The sequence below is a fragment of the Thalassobacillus pellis genome, assembly GCF_016908295.1.
Taxonomy (GTDB): Bacteria; Bacillota; Bacilli; order Bacillales; family Halobacillaceae; genus Thalassobacillus; species Thalassobacillus pellis.
Map to the genome: position 1 here is coordinate 530858 of NZ_JAFBDO010000003.1, position 16794 is coordinate 547651.

Annotated in this window: 16 protein-coding genes; 9 read left to right on the plus strand and 7 right to left on the minus strand. The window is 42.7% G+C overall.

The genetic code is table 11. The features are described from left to right. Nucleotides 1-154 precede the first annotated feature (154 nt). Entirely contained in the window at nucleotides 155-694 is a 540-nt protein-coding gene (locus JOC33_RS13185) for a DinB family protein (RefSeq protein WP_420825713.1), read from the plus strand. A gap of 241 nt (nucleotides 695-935) precedes the next feature. Here JOC33_RS13185 and JOC33_RS13190 read toward each other — a convergent pair whose 3' ends face one another. Next, on the minus strand, nucleotides 936-1430 hold the full coding sequence (locus JOC33_RS13190; protein ID WP_205093104.1) for a L,D-transpeptidase family protein: 495 nt from the start codon (nucleotides 1428-1430) through the stop codon (nucleotides 936-938). A gap of 142 nt (nucleotides 1431-1572) precedes the next feature. On the opposite strand from JOC33_RS13190, the gene JOC33_RS13195 reads away from it, so the two are divergent. Next, nucleotides 1573-2550, plus strand: a complete 978-nt coding sequence (locus tag JOC33_RS13195; RefSeq protein WP_205092974.1) for a glycerophosphodiester phosphodiesterase family protein — start codon at nucleotides 1573-1575, stop codon at nucleotides 2548-2550. An 84-nt stretch (nucleotides 2551-2634) separates the two neighbouring features. Here JOC33_RS13195 and JOC33_RS13200 read toward each other — a convergent pair whose 3' ends face one another. From JOC33_RS13200 to JOC33_RS13210, 3 genes are all read right to left on the minus strand, one after another. Further along, a complete protein-coding gene (locus tag JOC33_RS13200; protein ID WP_205092975.1) occupies nucleotides 2635-2838 on the minus strand; it encodes a hypothetical protein in 204 nt (67 codons plus the stop codon). Between the two features lie 139 nt (nucleotides 2839-2977). After that, a complete protein-coding gene (locus tag JOC33_RS13205) occupies nucleotides 2978-4777 on the minus strand; it encodes a cation:proton antiporter (RefSeq protein WP_205092976.1) in 1800 nt (599 codons plus the stop codon). A 139-nt stretch (nucleotides 4778-4916) separates the two neighbouring features. Then, nucleotides 4917-6050 (minus strand): zinc-dependent alcohol dehydrogenase, encoded by a 1134-nt coding sequence (locus tag JOC33_RS13210; protein ID WP_205092977.1) that lies wholly within the window; start codon nucleotides 6048-6050, stop codon nucleotides 4917-4919. A 238-nt stretch (nucleotides 6051-6288) separates the two neighbouring features. Between JOC33_RS13210 and dacB the strand changes: the two genes are divergently transcribed. Continuing rightward, nucleotides 6289-7785 (plus strand): D-alanyl-D-alanine carboxypeptidase/D-alanyl-D-alanine endopeptidase, encoded by a 1497-nt coding sequence (dacB, locus tag JOC33_RS13215; RefSeq protein ID WP_205092978.1) that lies wholly within the window; start codon nucleotides 6289-6291, stop codon nucleotides 7783-7785. A gap of 513 nt (nucleotides 7786-8298) precedes the next feature. After that, nucleotides 8299-8649 (plus strand): hypothetical protein, encoded by a 351-nt coding sequence (locus tag JOC33_RS13220; protein ID WP_205092979.1) that lies wholly within the window; start codon nucleotides 8299-8301, stop codon nucleotides 8647-8649. 162 nt (nucleotides 8650-8811) lie between these two features. On the opposite strand, the gene JOC33_RS13225 is transcribed toward JOC33_RS13220, so the two are convergent. Together JOC33_RS13225 and JOC33_RS13230 are read right to left on the minus strand one after the other, a co-directional pair. Continuing rightward, entirely contained in the window at nucleotides 8812-9978 is a 1167-nt protein-coding gene (locus JOC33_RS13225) for an NAD(P)/FAD-dependent oxidoreductase (protein ID WP_205092980.1), read from the minus strand. A gap of 68 nt (nucleotides 9979-10046) precedes the next feature. Then, entirely contained in the window at nucleotides 10047-10622 is a 576-nt protein-coding gene (locus JOC33_RS13230) for a phospholipase D-like domain-containing protein (protein ID WP_205092981.1), read from the minus strand. A gap of 214 nt (nucleotides 10623-10836) precedes the next feature. Between JOC33_RS13230 and JOC33_RS13235 the strand changes: the two genes are divergently transcribed. The 5 genes from JOC33_RS13235 (at nucleotide 10837) to JOC33_RS13255 (ending at nucleotide 15728) form a co-directional block, all read left to right on the plus strand. Next, nucleotides 10837-11106, plus strand: a complete 270-nt coding sequence (locus JOC33_RS13235) for a hypothetical protein (protein ID WP_205092982.1) — start codon at nucleotides 10837-10839, stop codon at nucleotides 11104-11106. Nucleotides 11107-11621: 515 nt separating this feature from the next. Further along, nucleotides 11622-12425 carry a pyrroline-5-carboxylate reductase gene (gene proC, locus JOC33_RS13240; protein ID WP_239534212.1) on the plus strand — a complete coding sequence of 268 codons (804 nt, stop codon included), beginning with the start codon at nucleotides 11622-11624 and terminating at the stop codon, nucleotides 12423-12425. Between the two features lie 81 nt (nucleotides 12426-12506). Beyond that, nucleotides 12507-13640, plus strand: coding sequence for a glutamate 5-kinase (gene proB, locus JOC33_RS13245; RefSeq protein ID WP_205092983.1), 1134 nt, complete (start codon nucleotides 12507-12509; stop codon nucleotides 13638-13640). A 19-nt stretch (nucleotides 13641-13659) separates the two neighbouring features. Beyond that, the gene (locus JOC33_RS13250; protein ID WP_205093106.1) at nucleotides 13660-14922 is read left to right on the plus strand and encodes a glutamate-5-semialdehyde dehydrogenase; all 1263 of its coding nucleotides are present in this window, start codon (nucleotides 13660-13662) and stop codon (nucleotides 14920-14922) included. A 206-nt stretch (nucleotides 14923-15128) separates the two neighbouring features. Further along, entirely contained in the window at nucleotides 15129-15728 is a 600-nt protein-coding gene (locus JOC33_RS13255) for a biotin transporter BioY (RefSeq protein WP_205092984.1), read from the plus strand. 45 nt (nucleotides 15729-15773) lie between these two features. Here JOC33_RS13255 and JOC33_RS13260 read toward each other — a convergent pair whose 3' ends face one another. After that, entirely contained in the window at nucleotides 15774-16790 is a 1017-nt protein-coding gene (locus JOC33_RS13260) for a MoeB/ThiF family adenylyltransferase (RefSeq protein WP_205092985.1), read from the minus strand. Nucleotides 16791-16794: the final 4 nt, after the last annotated feature.

The window sequence follows — 16794 nt, forward strand, 5'->3', positions numbered from 1 at the left end:
ATTCACCCCTTTCGTCTTCACTTATATGGTTATATAGTTATGTATATAAGTATATATGGGGGTGGGGATTTGGTCAATTAATTTTTTTGCAGGAGATATCTTTGTCCCTGTCCAATTTATGTTGAGGTGGTTTTATATTTAGGAGGCGAAAAGGATGGAAACTAAGATGGACAAACGATTTATCATTGACAAAAAGGAAGGATATTCAACAGCAATAGGCAGGCTGTTAACTATGTTGGAATATACTAGGAGAACAACATGCGAGGCAGTACATGGACTGAAGAAAGAGGAATTGGATTACCGGATTGATGGTAAAGGAAATTCAATCGGGTGCTTGCTTTTTCATATAGCTTGTGTGGAGGAAGTTTACCAAATACTAACTTTTGAAGAGAGAGATCCGAATGAAGCAGAATTACAAAAGCTGGAGGCGGGCCTAAGGATTGGGGAAGAAGCACATGAAAGAATTTACAATGATGATCTCACATTCTACATAGAGAAATTGAGTACAGCCAGAGAAAAAACGTTGCGTTTGTTTAAAGAAATAGATGATGAATGGCTGGATAAGGAAACACCGTTCGGCCCTGATCATGTTGCCAACAACTATTTCCGTTGGTTCCATGTTTTCGAAGATGAACTTAACCATCGTGGACAAATCAGGCTGATACGTGGACATATGAAAACAGGAGCTGACTAATACAGTCAACCCCTTATGATGTCTAGAAAGTCTCTATATCTTTTTTAATGTCTATGATTAGGAATAAACCTCTACGGTGACGCATGGGAGAAGAAGGGGAGAATCCCCGCTTGGTCGAGTGTCTTGACCAAGAAAACTTTAGGCCGTGCCCGCGGCAAGCATCCCCCGACAGGAAATTACCGAATATTATTACATGGAGACAAAGTAAGATTGTATGTGAAACAGCCCTTTTTCAGTCACCTTATGGATGAATCGTGACAGGCGTGCCAATCGGTATTGTCCGCGCGAGTTCCTCCACATCTTTGTTATGCATTCTGATGCATCCCCTGGATACGGATTTTCCAATGGAACTCGGGTCATTTGTTCCGTGTATGCCATAATGCTCTTTTGACAGGCTCATCCACATGGTGCCAAAAGGTCCTCCAGGGTTTGGGGCCTTATTGATGATGATGAAGCTTCCGATAGGTGTATTGTGAAGAATCCTGCCTACTGCGATGGGATATTCTTTTTGTAGTACATCATTTCTGTATAATCTCAGACTTCGTCTGTTGATGGAAACATCTATTCGATAAGGAATTGTCTCTATAGGTGGAAAGCCTGGAATGACAATTCTCTGGCCGGGATAAATCAGATTAGGATTGATCCCTGGATTTGCACGGATGATTGAGGGGAGTGGTGTTCGGTAATCTTGTGCAATCTGGCTCAATATTTCTCCAGCTTTAACAATATGGATCAGTTAGGACACCTCCATTTACTTACTGATTTATACTATGACGATAGCCTTCCTGGTGTTTTGCACATTATTTTTAAAAAATATCCTTTTTGCCGAAAATTGTGCTATGCTAAATGGCGAAAATAGTGGCATCACTGGAGGAATAATGAAAAATTTTAGAGGATCTATAAAAGTTTTTTTGATTTGTATGGGAATTCTGGCAGTTTTCATGTACTTTAATAATTCAAATCTTTTTACAGAAACGGAAAAGAATGATCCTTTATTGCTGGCACACAGGGGGCTGGCTCAAACCTTTCCTATGGAAGGATTAGAATACGATACATGCACAGCCCGAATAATATATGAGCCGGAACATCCTTATATTGAAAATACCATTCCATCAATAGAGGCTGCTTTTGCAGCTGGTGCCGATGTAGTGGAATTCGATATCCAGCCTACTATCGATGGTAAGTTTGCCGTATTTCATGACTGGACGCTTGATTGCAGAACTAATGGTAAAGGGGTTACTCGCAAGCATACGATGGAACACTTGAAAAGGTTGGATATAGGTTACGGATATACACCAGATGGAGGGGAGACTTACCCTTTTCGTGGGAAAGGGGTTGGCATGATGCCAAAGATGGGGGAGGTACTAAGGCGTTTTCCTGATAAATCTTTTTTGATACATATCAAAAGTGATGATCCTCAGGAAGGTGGACTATTGGCCGAACATCTAGCTAAGTTACCGTCAGAACAGTTGGAATTGCTTACTGTTTATGGAGGGAATAAACCGATTGCCAAGCTGAAAGAAGAGCTCCCCGAGGTAAGGGTGATGAGTAAGGAAACGCTGAAAAGCTGCTTGATTCCTTATCTGACAACTGGGTGGACAGGATATGTCCCAGAGGCATGTAAACATTCACAAATTCATTTGCCTGAAAACATTGCTCCCTGGTTATGGGGATGGCCTGATAAGTTTTTAAACCGAATGGAAAGAGCAGGGACTCGAGTCATTTTAGTAGCCGGGAATGGGACATGGTCGGAAGGGTTCGATTCAGAGGAAGACCTTAAACGTCTGCCTGATGACTATTCGGGGGGGATATGGACGAACAGAGTTGATGTTATCCATCCATTATTAGAGGAATAGCTTAAAAGCCGCCTGTAACCAGGTGGCTTTTTATTTTACACTTTAAGAATGTTTATCTTTATTAAAGGTTTAGTATAAGTAAAACTAAGGCTTTTGCCATAAGGAATTGGCGACAAGCCAAGTTTTATTTTCAAAAGGTGCATGAGCGTCCGTATAATCAGAGTCGTAATGAACGGGGGCTTCTTCGTTATATTGGAGATCGGCAATAACCAAATAAACAAGAATTATCCCACAGACAAACAGAAGGACAGCAGTTGCAGCTAACAGGTAATTAAGTATCTTTTTCATTTACTTGTCTCCTCTAAGTGCGGTTTTATCCCTGTTATTGTTTATTATTACCCGAACTTTTCGTTTTCAAAAATTCCGACTTTGAATGGGAACAGCTGATTTGTTGCCGAGATTAGGCACCGTATCGAAAGTTCTAAACTCACTTCCCGTCAGGCATCAGGGTAAGGAGGGTATCGCCTTCTTCTCCGGAGGGTGTATCGTTTTCAGTGAAAAATTCAATATTACCTGATTTTTTAATCAAAAGGATCATCATTGCTTCTTCTGGAAGCTGATAGACATAATCCTGGAATTGATTTTCTTTCGTTACCGAGTGTGGCAGGAAAACATATCCTTCCTCAATCCGGCCATTAACTAATTCCCATGTCGGACCGTCATCAAAGAGAATATTGCCATGCTTCGTGTGAGAAAGGTCATTCAGGTGATCGGTTTCATGCTCTCTGAGGCTGAGCTGGAAAACATTATTCCTCCCAAATTCTGTTTGAAAATTAGTACATACCAAAGCGTTATACGAATCAAGCTCTGAAGCTGCGATCAAATATTCATAGGGGGTTAAATCCAGGCGGTATTCTGTCTTCTCCGATAAAATCTCCCCGTAGTAAATTTTCTTCAGGCCATTTTGCTTGGCTTCCTGTACTTTCTTCCATGAAGCTTCTGTTATTAATACAGGCACCTCCAAATCGCGCAGACTTTTTGCGAGTTCGACTGTAAAAGGATTACTGCCTATCATTACTACACCAGGCTTTTCTTCTGCAGCGATGTTGAGTTTTAATGCCAGCCATTTGATGGAGAAACCGTGGACGACCACGGAAGCAAAGACGAGACCGAACGTTAACGGAACCAGGATAGTGGCATCGTCAAATCCTTCTTCGACGAGGATATGAGCGAAATAGCCGGAAACTGTCAAGGCTACGATCCCTCGTGGAGCTATCCAGCCGACAAGAATTTTTTCAGGGCCAGTCAGATCTGTACGGATGGTCGAAAGCCAAATGGAAATAGGACGGACGAGAAATAACATGAGTGCAACATAGCCCAATATGCGTATATCAAGCATTGCCGTTAAAGTTTCGAGCGACAAGGAAGCCGTCAGCAGGATAAAAATAAACGATATCAACAGTACAGAAATGTTTTCTTTAAAGTGTCTCATTTCATTGATGGAAGATATATTCAAATTTGCAAGTGTGATTCCCATCGCTGTTACGGAAATCAATCCTGTTTCATGCATGATTTCATTAGGGATGGTAAAGCAGAGAATGACCACAACAAAAACAATCGGAGCTTTCAGAAATTCAGGGCTGTAGCCATGTTCAAACATCCAGGCAATTACTTTTCCAAGTATCCATCCGAAAAAGATAGCGAAAACAGAAGCGAGAAAGAATAAGAACAACGTGATAATACCTACTTCCTCTAAAAACAGGAACAGGATGATTTCATAAGAGAATACAGCAAGAAAGGCACCGAGAGGATCGACAATGATTCCTTCCCATTTAAGAATGGAAGCAGGACGAGGCTTCAAACGAGCCTGTCGTAATAATGGCAGGACGACAGTAGGCCCCGTTACAATCAAGAGTCCCCCGATTACAAAGGATACTGCCCAGGAAAGACCAGCGACATAATGGGCAGCGAGTGAACCGAGTATCCAGGAGATGAAAGCTCCAAGTGTTACGATTCGCAGCACGGAATGACTCAAATCTTTGATCTCTCGAAATGAAAGTTTGAGGCTGCCCTCGAATAATATAATAGCAACTGCAATCGAAATCGTCGGTTTGTATAAGTCACCAAGTGTCTCCTGAGGATTCATCATTCCAAGGAAAGGGCCCGCCAACAGTCCGGTGACCGACATGACTACAATGGCAGGAAGCTTGAATTTCCATGCGATCCACTGCGCCCCTATTCCTAAAATTCCAATAATCATTACTAAGATCAAAGCAGTATCAAACATATTTATCCCTCGCTGTCCGTAGCATCACTATTATGGTTAAGTTAACCATGTTATCGCTAAGTAATACTTTACGGCCAAAAATAACTGCCTTGGAAGGCATAAATTATCAGCAGCCCTATGCGGACTGCTGATAGTTGGATCATGTCTTCAATATTACTTTGATGTTGCCATCTTCTTTTTTATCAAAGATATCATAACCTTTAGCCGCCTCTTCAAGAGGGAGTCTATGAGTAATGATATCTGTCGGATCAAATTCATTGTTCTCCACCATATCATACAGTTTAGGCATCAAGTGGATGACTGGTGCCTGCCCCATACTTAAGGAAACATTACGGCTGAAGAAGTCTCCGATAGGGAAGTTATTTGCTTCGGTACCATAGACACCTGTCAACTGCACAGTACCAAATTTCCTGACAGCCTGGGAAGCTGTGACAATCGGGCTGATGGTCCCGAACTGATTGTCAGATTCAGAACCAAATTCGGTATTTGGCGGCACGGTACCATCCATACCTACACAATCAATGACAACATCTGCTCCACCTTTAGTTTCTTCGTGTAATAAGGAACCAATATCAGGGTTATCTCTGAAATTGAATGTATCCACATGGTTTGTCTTTTTGGCGTGATCCAGGCGGTGATCGATTTGATCGACTGCAATGACACGTTCGGCACCTTTCAATTTAGCGAATTTCTGTGCCATCAATCCAATTGGACCGCTGCCTAGAACAACTACTTTATCTCCTTCTTTTACACCGCTTTTTTCAACGCTCCAATAAGCGGTTGGAATGACATCGGATAAGAAAAGCACACTTTCATCATCAAGGCTGCTGTCTTCAGGTACTTTAAAAGAAGTGAAATCAGCGTAAGGCACGCGTAAATATTCAGCTTGTCCTCCTGGATAGTCTCCGAACATTTCTGTGAATCCGAACAGTCCGCCGATTTCTCCGTGAGGGTTGGATTCGTCACATTGGCTTTCCATTTGATTTTTACAGTAAAAGCATTCTCCACAGCCAATATTGAACGGGATGACGACACGATCACCTTTTTTCAGGTTTTTCACATTGGAACCGACTTCCTCTACAATTCCCATCGGCTCATGACCGACGACATAGTCTTGTTTCGGTTCGATTCCGCCTTTGTATAGATGGAGATCAGAGCCGCAGATTCCACTCGCAGTTATTTTAACCACCATATCATCCGCTTGTTGGATGGATGGTGTCTCAACTTCTTTGACTTTCATCTGTTCTTTTCCTTGAAACGTAACAGCTTGCATTGCTTCACATCCTTTCGTGTTTATTGGACTATAACCAATATTTGGCTGTAGTAAACGGAACAATATAGGAAGGAAACAATCAGACAAATATGGATGGAAATTTTCATCTAGGGCAAAAGATACGAGTAGAACGGTAAATAGTTCTGTTTTTAAAAATTGCTTCAATAATTATAAAAATTTTCTGTAAACTTTGTTAATGTAAAGTTACCATATCATTCCAAGGAGGAGATACATATCTATGTTCCAAAAAAGAAACATACCATTGTTTGTAGTGATGCTTGCTGTCCTGGTGATGTTTATGCCTTACCAGAATTATGACCCGCCATTGGTTTCAACAGCAGGTGAGCAGGGGGATTTAGTTAAGGAATTGACTGGAATACTACAGGCTGATCCCCGCCTGGATGGTGCTCTTGCTGGTGTAAGCGTGCGATCAGCCGAAAGTGGAGAACTGATTTTTGAGCATCTTGCTGATACCAGACTTAAGCCTGCTTCCAATATGAAGTTGTTGACAGCAGCAGCAGCTCTGGAAACACTCGGAAAAGATTATACGTTTACAACGGAAGTGCTTGCTGCCGGTGAGGTGAAAGGTAATAAACTTCATGGCAGCCTGATTTTAAAGGGGAAAGGTGATCCCACATTAATGGAGGAAGATTTTCAAGAGATGGCAGCATCACTGAAAGAAGCAGGCATTCGTGAAGTAAAAGGCAGTGTCATCGCTGATGACAGCTGGTATGATGATGAACGGCTATCGGAAGATATCTCCTGGAATGACGAAGATAATTACTATGCTTCACAAATCTCAGCCCTTTCCGTGTCTCCAAACGAAGATTATGATGCAGGGACAGTGATTGTGGCTGCTTATCCGGCAGATGAAAAAGGGAAAAAAGCCCGCATTGAAGTTACTCCGTCAACCGATTATGTTAAAGTGATCAACCGTACTAAAACTGTCAGCCTGGACGAACCGAAGGATATTTCCATTCACAGGGAACATGGGACAAATGAAATCATTGTGGAAGGGGAAATTCCACTTGAAGGAAGCAGGGCGCGCTCATGGGTAGCTGTATGGGAGCCGACAGGACTTGCTCTCGATTTGTTCAAGAAAGCATTGGAAGAAGAGGGAATCAAAGTGAAGGATCAGGATCGCTTCCAGAACTACAGGGACGACCCAGGCATTATTGCCAGGCACGAGTCGATGCCGCTTGAAGAGTTAATGATTCCTTTTATGAAACTGAGTAACAACACGCATGCGGAAGTACTGATTAAGGAAATGGGCAAAGTGGTTCATGGGGAGGGGGACTTTGATAAAGGACTCGAAGTTGTTCAATCCTTCTTGGAAGAAAACGATATAAATGCAGAAGGGATGCGGCTGCGTGACGGTTCAGGTATGTCTCATGTCAATATGATTTCCGCTAACGCATTGTCCAAATTGTTGTATATGGCGCAAGGGGAAGAGTGGTTCCCGGTTTACCTGGAATCCTTGCCTGTTGCAGGAAATAGTGAACGTTTTGTGGGTGGTACGCTTCGTCATCGTATGCAGGGTACTGCTGCGGAAGAAAATGTAAAGGCTAAAACCGGTTCTTTGACAGGAGTTACTTCCCTCTCAGGGTACGTAACTAATACTACCGGAGAACCGCTGATTTTTTCCATCGTACTTAATAATTACGTGGTTGACGATCTACAGGAAGTGGAAGATCAGATTGCGATTGTTTTAGCTGATTCTAAATGGAAAAATTAGAGTGAAATGCAACACCATATGAATTGAGGTTGGAATATAAGTAAAACAATGGCATCAGAAGCGAACGATTAAAAATGAATCGTGTATACACAGAGCATTAGCGTAGTACAAATACGCAGACTCCTGCGGGAACAGCGCGAGTCGAAGATCCACTTGGTCAAGCGATCTTCTTGACCAAGTTAGCTGAGGCCGTGCCCGCGGAAAGCGAAGTGTTTGGACGAAGCGATGGGAAAAAATATTTCCAGGTACACAGATAATCCGAACTGATTTATTCAATGAAATCGTTCGGATTATTTTATTCTTTATTCAGTTTTTTCCCAGCTCCTTTCTTATTCTTATTATTGATACATATTTCTCCTGCTTTTTACATAAAAACATCACCTCCAAATTTTGATTAAAATGAAGGGTTCAGGTTTATTAATAAAAATTCCTGCTAATTCTCAAAACAAGAAATTAACAGTAACACCTTTTCGCTGGGCGAATAACATACAGTGTGAAAGGAGATGGGGAACTATGCAATACAGCCATTACGGACAAATGAACCCTATGAAAGACCAATGCCAGCAATACATGTACTATCACGTTGTTATTAACATGGCAGATGGCACATCCGTGGACGGTATTATAGAAAATGTGGATGATGAAGGCGTTTCCATGCTTGTAGGCGAAGATGTCATGGATGAGGGAAGTGAAGCTGGCTCAGAGGATCGCCAGTTTTATGGTGGTTACCCACGGAGGAGATTCCGAAGATTCAGGCGCAGGTTTTTCCCTTTAGGCGCCCTGACTTCACTGGCCTTGTACCCGTATTTGACACCATACCCATATTATCCTCCTTACCCTTATCCGTACCCATATTATTATTAAAAGTTAAAAAGGCAGTCCCATCCGTCTTTAATAAGGAAAAACACCGCCGAGAATATGAAATTTCCCGGCGGTGTTTTTCCTTTTATTACAGTTATAGAGGCTGGTCCCTTACACGAATTTTTTAATCAACCCTCCACTTTTGCAAGATATTCGATAAGGTTTTTATACGATAGCTTTCTCTATGATTAAATCATTTTCCTTAAAACGTTCCATGCGGAGCGGGGATAGGTCTAATGTTTGATAATTTCCTGTCATCAAAAGTTCTGCCAGACACTTTCCAACCGCCGGCGCCTGCTGCATTCCATGCCCGCTGAATCCGCACGCCAGATAATAGCCACTTAACTCCGGGTGTTTTCCGATGATGGCATTCTGGTCAATAGTATTAAAGCTGTAGAGGCCAGCCCATCCACCTTGCACTTTTGCCCGTTCAAAATTGGGAATGCGCTGGGCGAGGACAGGCCAAAGCTGTTCCTCAAAGAAGGATCGTTTCCATGAAAAATCGTAACCCGGTTTCACTTTCTCTGAAAAACCGGAGATGAGTGCATCTCCCTCATGCCTGAAATAGACGCCTGTCGGATCGATTGTCAGAGGAAGCTTGTTCAATAATGGCTCAGCGATGTCAAACTTGATCACCTGTCGCTTAAGCGGGACGACCGGGAGCGGGAGGTTTATTTTTTCGCTTAGGGCGGCTGCCCAAGGTCCGGCACAATTGATGACCTTTTTCGTATACAGGAGTTCCCCGTTTTCTAATCTGATACCATAAATTCCGTTTCGGTCAGTCAAAATGGTTTCCACTCCGCGATATACATAGGTAGCCCCAAGATGCCGTGCTTTTCTTGCATACCCTTGCATAACGGAATATGGATCCAGGTAACCGTCTTCTTCACAATATAATCCGCCTGCAAGGTCATCCGTTTTTAATTCGGGGATTATTTCAAGGAGTTCGTTCTTATTCAACAAACGGGAAGGAACATCATATTTGTGTTGCAGGGTCATTTGTTCTTTCAAATGGGGCAGGGAGGTTTGCTTTGCAAGGAAAAGATACCCTCGCTGTTTGAAATCAATTTCAGCAGGCTCTCCGTTTATTGCCATATCTTTAGGGAATGTCTGATATTTTGATAGACTGAATTTGCTGATTTGAATATTGATATCACAAGTAAACAACTGACGGATCCCCCCCGCACTACGGGGAGTGGACGCAAACTCATACAGCTTATCTTTTTCACATACAACAACTTTCCCTGTGTAACCTTCATTCAGGAGGTGGTAAGCAAGGCTTGAGCCCATTACGCCGCCTCCAACAATAATGATATCCGCATATTTTGTCATCAACTCACCTCTCTCTATGAAATTATTCATAGAAGGAGCTAAACATGATAGTTTGTAAAAGGAATATTCTATGCATGCTTTTTGAAAGCGTGACTGGTGAAGGTGCTATAATTTCTTGAATCTTTCCATTTATGTTCAAATAATGCCTGCCATTCTTCGGCAATCTTTTTATCACGGATAACGACTACCACTTCATCATTTTTATTTTCAGCGGAATAGGTGAAATTATAAGAGCCCGCCGTGACAAGTTTTTTATCGGCTATCATGACTTTTAAATGCATGCTCCCATCATAATCATTTACTTTTACTGGTATGCCGTTATCTATAAGAACACGGATATTTTCTGCTTGTTTAGGTTTCAAGGATTGTTTTCGATCGGAAATCACCCTGACATCAACTCCCCTTTGGGCAGCACGGCATAATGGAAGGATAAAGTCCTTTTCAGTAAACAGAAAAATGGCGATGTCCAGGGAGTCCTTTGTTTCTTCTATAATACTGATGAGGTGTTTTTTTACGGACTTGGGGGATCTGGAGAACAAATATTTTATAACCGAGCATGACTCTTTCGAGAAGTAGTATCTATAACCGGCATACAACGCAGATCCTGAAAGTATAGTGACTCCCGCTGCTGTCCAAATATCCATTCAATCACCCTTCAAGGTTTTAAGCTAAATATATGAATAAGAAGGGTTGGTCTATTATTCGAAATTGCTTCTTTTTTAAAGTGCAACCCACCCGATTCCCGCGGTTTACCGGGAGCTTTTTTGGATGGCATCCGCATACGCCCACTCAGAATATCCATTCCTTCATAGCCTGTAGAGTAGGCATTTGACTTGAATCATCTGAAGGAGGAGAACGATGGATTATTACGGTTATTATCCTGAGCCTGTATATTATGACGGGATGCACCCGCCCGAAGGCTATGAGTATGATATGAGAAATTATGAGGATGGCAGATTTAATCCTTTTCTTGGCAGCCTTGCTACAGGGCTTGCAGGAGGTTTAATAGGCGGATTACTTGTTCCGGGATTATACGGCTATCCTTATCCGTATCCTTATCCATATTACGGTGGTTACCCGTTCGGATATGGGGGATATTATGGAGGTTATGGCTACGGCCCCTGGTAATAAAAATAAATAATAATAGTGCCCATCATCGTTTGATGATGGGTTTGTTTATGCATCCGGAATGTATAAAATTTTGCAAAGAACTTTACGATGTAGTGGAAATTTTAAAGTTCCAACAATAAGAAGAACGGATGCATTCACAGAAGGACGAGTGACGGTTTTCTAATGGCCTAATTTTCTGACAGATAAGGAAAGGCATAAACCTGGTATATATTTATCAGAAAATTTCATTTTATCTGCATCTTTGTTGTTCCTGATCTGGCTTCAAATATTCCGATATGTCCCAATTTGCTCGCATACACTTGCCACATCCATACATATTTCGAAATGGAAGCGCTTAACCGAACTTTCTTGGAGATATCCATATAAATTACAAAAAACCGGTTGAATAATCATTGGGGAGTGTTATGATGAAAAACATTGAAAACAAGAAGCGAACACACATCGAACACTTTTCGATTAAAGGAGAGATATATTTGTTCAAACAGACAGTAGCATTTCTAGGTGCAGGTTCCATGGCTGAAGCCATGATCAGTGGAATAGTGGAAGCTGAAACGATTCCGGTCAATCAAGTGATCGTTACAAATAGAAGCAATCAGGACCGATTAAATGAACTACAAACAAAATACGGGGTGCGTACCGTACCTGGCCATCAGCTAAACTATGAGGAAGTAGACATATTCATTTTGGCTATGAAGCCCAAAGACATAGATCCAGTACTTGATTCTCTCAAGGAAAAAATCAGCGCCGATCAAGTCGTGCTTTCCGTGCTGGCAGGTATATCTACTTCTTATATGGAAGAAAACTTGCATGACCGTCAGCAGGTCATCCGTGCCATGCCTAATACGTCAAGCATGATCGGGGAGTCAGCCACAGCAATGTCCCCTGGTGAAAATGCAGCAATAGATTTGATTCTGGCATCCAAAAAGCTTTTGGAAAGCTTCGGTAAAGTATTCGTGATCGAAGAAGAAAAAATGGATATTTTCACAGGGATTGCTGGAAGCGGTCCGGCATACTTCTATTATTTGATGGAACATATCGAAGCTGCCGGGTATGAAGGCGGACTTGACCGGGAAACAGCAAGAGAAATCGGGGTCCAAACTATACTAGGTGCTGCCAAGATGCTTCGTGATCAGGAAGATACACCTGCCGAACTTCGTGAAAAGGTGACATCTCCCAACGGCACGACCGCGGCAGGACTGCAGGCACTTGATGAAAATGGTGGAGGAAATGCTATTTCTGAAGCTGTTAAAGGAGCCGCTGGAAAATCAAAAGAAATGAGCAAAAAAGCAAAAGAAAAAGAATTAGTTACAAATTAACCCTAGCGTAAAAATGCATTGGTATGTATAATAATAAATTATCCTGTATAAACATGAACGGACGAGGATAGGAGTGATAAGTTGACACAAGCAAATAAGAAAAAAAGAGTAGTCATCAAAATCGGAAGTAGTTCACTAACAAGTTTACATGGAGAGATCAGCCGCCGGAAGCTAGAGAAACTAGTGGATGAGGTAGTCCGTCTTAAAGACGATGGACATGAAGTATTGCTCGTATCCTCAGGCGCGGTAGCAGCTGGCTACCGTAAGCTCGGGTGCCTATCCAGACCAACGACTCTGCCGGAAAAGCAGGCAGCGGCATCCATCGGGCAAGGGCTTCTGATCGAATCCTATTCAGACCTCTTTTTGTCCCACGGATATGTAGCTTCGCAAATCCTTATTACTCGTAGTGATTTTTCCAACGAAAATCGTTACGAGAATGCCAGAAATACCATTAATGTCCTTCTGGAGAGGGGCATCATCCCAATCATCAATGAAAATGACACCATTACGATCGATCGCTTGAAATTTGGCGACAATGATACCTTGTCAGCTAAGGTAGCCGCTCTTGTCGATGCAGATAAATTAATCATTTTGTCAGATATCGACGGGCTGTATGATGCGGATCCTAGAAAGAACAAAGATGCTAAGTTATTGGAAAAAGTATATGAAATCACTCCAGAAATCGAAGCAGCTGCAGGGGATCCTGGCAGTGCGGTCGGTACTGGGGGCATGAAATCAAAAATCGATGCATTCAAGATTACAATGGCTTCCGGAATCTCAGCCTTTTTAGGAAAGGCAAACCGTCCGAATGTGGTGTATGATGCTGTCTATCACGATGCTGTCGGTACGTATTTCGAGCCGAAACCAGATACTGAGAATCTTGATCACAAAAAGCAATGGATTGCTTTCAACTCCGGTCCAGAAGGAAAAGTGATTATTGATCAGGATGCAAAAGAAACAATTGTCGAACAGAAGAAGAGTCTTTCCCCTTCTAACATCCATCATGTCAGCGGGCGCTTTAAAAAAGGAGCCGTCGTAAGAATCATGGGAGTGCATGGGGAAGAAATCGGATTAGGAGTCGTCAATTATTCATCCGAGACAATCAGTAAAATGGTAAGTTTAACAATGGATGAACTAGCAAGCTATGAACAAGCTGCCATAGAAAAAGAAGACTTTGTCTGTCACCTTGAAGTTTCCGTGCCCGTAGGCGTTTGAAAATCTAAGGAGGTAAATGATGACAACCATTAAACAAAGTGTGAATGTTGAAGAACAGGCGATTTTGGCTAAAAAGGCTTCCAAAAAGCTCAGCATCCTGACTACCGAAGAAAAAAATGAAGCATTAAATAAGCTGGCTGATGTACTGGAAGCTGAGTACGAAACGATTCTGGCTGCCAATGAGAAAGATTTGGAAAATGGACGCGAGCAAGGATTTGAAGATGCATTCATGGATCGTCTGTCTCTCAGCAAAGAAAGAGTTTTCGACTTTGCCAATGGTCTTCGTGAAGTGGCAAAGCTCGATGACCCTACTGATCACGTCATTTCTCAATGGACATTGGATAATGGGCTTGATGTTAAAAAGGTAACTGTACCGCTTGGGGTTATTGGCATGATTTATGAAGCACGACCTAATGTGACCGTCGATTCCACAGGTCTGGCGTTAAAGTCCGGCAATGCTATTGTATTGAAAGGCGGTTCGTCTGCTATTAATTCCAATCGCGCAATTGTGGAGGTCATCCATCGCGGACTGGAATCCACGAAGATTCCTAAAGAAGCCGTCCAGTTTATCGATAGCACAGCACGAGAAGCCACTCAGCAGCTTTTCACCATGAAAGAGCACGTCGATGTACTGATCCCTCGTGGAGGAGGATCACTCATCAGCGCAGTTGTAAATAATGCAACTGTACCGGTACTGGAAACCGGTGTAGGTAACTGCCATATCTACATTGATGTCGATGCAGATGTGGAGAAGGCGTTGAATATTCTCGTGAATGCTAAAACAGATCGCCCTGCTGTTTGTAATGCAGCCGAAACATTGGTCGTTCATAAAGAATGGCTGGATAAGCATAAGGATGCTTTGATTGATATATTGACAGCTAACGATATCAACGTCCATGGTGATGAATATGCTGTGAAGATTTTCCCTGATGCTGTGCCAGCAGGAGAATCTGATTGGGCAAATGAATATTTGAGCAAGGATCTTGCCGTAAAAGTTGTTGATGGTGTGGAAGAAGCAATCGCTCATATCGAAACTTATGGCACGAAGCATTCCGAAGCAATCGTTACGGAAAATGAGCAGCATGCAAAGACATTCCTTCAGCTGGTAGATGCCGCAGCACTTTATCATAATGCTTCTACCCGTTTCACAGATGGGGGAGCACTTGGATTCGGTGCGGAAATTGGTATTTCCACACAGAAGCTTCATGCGCGTGGTCCAATGGGGCTTCCAGCCTTGACAACCATTAAATATATCATGACAGGTAACGGACAAATCCGATAATGCCTCAAAAAAAGGACACTCCAGAATAGGGGTGTCCTTATTAATTGGGAATAAATGTTTCTCGCGGGGAAGTCGCTCGACTTCCCCGCGAGAAACATTTATTTCCATATGGAGTTTTTTCAGCGGATGTGTTAATCTGTTTAATGTAAACTTTAAAAATAATCGGTTAACAAACGGCATCACTTTTATCAGGGGAGGAATTACATATGAAGAAAAATAGATGGTCTACGCTTGATCTTACTATGGGAAGCTTGTTTGTTGCATTGACTGCAATCGGAGCAAACATCACCTCGATTGCTCCATTCCTTGTCATCGGTGGCGTTCCAATCACGCTGCAAACATTCTTCGCGATCCTTGCAGGTATTGTCCTTGGAAGCAGGCTCGGTGCTTTCTCTATGTTTGTCTATATGCTTCTGGGTTTGGCTGGGGCTCCAATCTTTGCTCAATTCAAGGGAGGGGCAGGCATCATCATGGCCCCGACATTCGGTTTTATCGTTTCATTTATCATCCTTGCCTTTGTAGCAGGAAAAATCGTGGAAACAAAACGTACTTTTCCAAGGTATATCATTGCATCCATTACAGGTTTGATCATTAACTACGTAATCGGAACCAATTGGATGTACGCTGCTTATCAACTATGGTTCGAGGCACCTGGTGATTTGAGCTATCAGGTGGTATGGGGCTGGATGATGGTCCCACTTCCTAAAGATATTGTGCTGGCAGTCGCAGCAGCAGTCGTCGGATACAATTTGGAAAAAGGAGCACTCTCCAGAAGTCAATTCCGTCGTCAAAACAACGCAGCATAAAAAGGTGCCAGATACTCTGCTTGAAAGAGTAACTGGCATCTTTTTTTATCCTACTATTTTATAATAAAGCCTTCTTGCTTCAGCAATATCTTTGGTTCCATGGACGAGTACCCTTCCGTCTTTGAAAAAAACCATGCGGTGGTCGTTCAACGTATAGGAGAGCAAAAAGGGGTTTTGTTTTATTTCCCCGTCGTGCAGTCGCCTTCGCAATGTGTCAAAGTCTCGTTCCATTCTCTCCGGAGGGCGAATCTGGACCGTGTCTCGCCCGCAGAGTACTGCTGTTTTTGTTTGAGATTCAGGCGAAAGATAAGGGTAGTCTCTGTTTCCCCCGCATGATCTGCATTCGGGATTTTTGACAGTATTCACTTTGATAGCTTGATAATGATGATTCCACATATCGAATGATATCAGTTTACCGTGAAGGGCTTGTTCGTCTCCCACTAATATTTTCAAAACTTCTGCTACCTGATGGGCGGTGACCATTTGGACAGCAGGGCTGATGATTCCTGCCGTATCACACGTGGCACCCCCGATAGGCACTGTTTCCAGCAGGCAGTTAAGGCACGGGGTTTTTCCTGGAACAATGGTGTAAGTAAGACCGTAACTGCCGACGCAGCCACCATATACCCAGGGTTTATCATGTTTTTGGGAAATATCATTAATCAAGAGGCGAGTATCAAAGTTATCAGTAGCGTCGATAATTACATCGGCATCCGGTGCGAGCTTCTCGAGTTCTTCCACTTGTACATCCATTACATGGGAGAAAATTGATATCCCGGAATTAATGGCAGACAATCTTTCTTTTGCGGCAACGGCTTTAGGCATTCGGTTTTCAGCATCCTTTTCTGAAAAAAGCTGTTGCCTTTGCAGATTACTGAACTCTACATAATCACGATCTACAATCGTCATTTTTCCCACACCGGCACGGGCCAACTGTTCTGCATTGCTCGTCCCGAGGGCCCCTGCTCCTATTATCAATACATGTTTTGCTTCCAGTTGTTCCTGCCCCTCTTTACCAATTGGGGAAAAAAGGACTTGTCGCGAGTAGCGATCATCCTTCATATCG

Bases quoted from the DNA above. Each gene is read 5' to 3' on its own strand.
- JOC33_RS13185 (WP_420825713.1), top strand. From the start codon at position 155: ATGGAAACTAAGATGGACAAACGATTTATCATTGACAAAAAGGAAGGA.
- proC (WP_239534212.1), top strand. From the start codon at position 11,622: ATGGCTGAAGCCATGATCAGTGGAATAGTGGAAGCTGAAACGATTCCG.
- JOC33_RS13230 (WP_205092981.1), bottom strand. From the start codon at position 10,622: ATGGATATTTGGACAGCAGCGGGAGTCACTATACTTTCAGGATCTGCG.
- JOC33_RS13260 (WP_205092985.1), bottom strand. From the start codon at position 16,790: ATGAAGGATGATCGCTACTCGCGACAAGTCCTTTTTTCCCCAATTGGT.
- JOC33_RS13220 (WP_205092979.1), top strand. From the start codon at position 8,299: ATGCAATACAGCCATTACGGACAAATGAACCCTATGAAAGACCAATGC.
- JOC33_RS13210 (WP_205092977.1), bottom strand. From the start codon at position 6,050: ATGCAAGCTGTTACGTTTCAAGGAAAAGAACAGATGAAAGTCAAAGAA.
- JOC33_RS13195 (WP_205092974.1), top strand. From the start codon at position 1,573: ATGAAAAATTTTAGAGGATCTATAAAAGTTTTTTTGATTTGTATGGGA.
- dacB (WP_205092978.1), top strand. From the start codon at position 6,289: ATGTTCCAAAAAAGAAACATACCATTGTTTGTAGTGATGCTTGCTGTC.
- JOC33_RS13200 (WP_205092975.1), bottom strand. From the start codon at position 2,838: ATGAAAAAGATACTTAATTACCTGTTAGCTGCAACTGCTGTCCTTCTG.
- JOC33_RS13225 (WP_205092980.1), bottom strand. From the start codon at position 9,978: ATGACAAAATATGCGGATATCATTATTGTTGGAGGCGGCGTAATGGGC.
- JOC33_RS13205 (WP_205092976.1), bottom strand. From the start codon at position 4,777: ATGTTTGATACTGCTTTGATCTTAGTAATGATTATTGGAATTTTAGGA.
- JOC33_RS13250 (WP_205093106.1), top strand. From the start codon at position 13,660: ATGACAACCATTAAACAAAGTGTGAATGTTGAAGAACAGGCGATTTTG.
- JOC33_RS13255 (WP_205092984.1), top strand. From the start codon at position 15,129: ATGAAGAAAAATAGATGGTCTACGCTTGATCTTACTATGGGAAGCTTG.
- JOC33_RS13235 (WP_205092982.1), top strand. From the start codon at position 10,837: ATGGATTATTACGGTTATTATCCTGAGCCTGTATATTATGACGGGATG.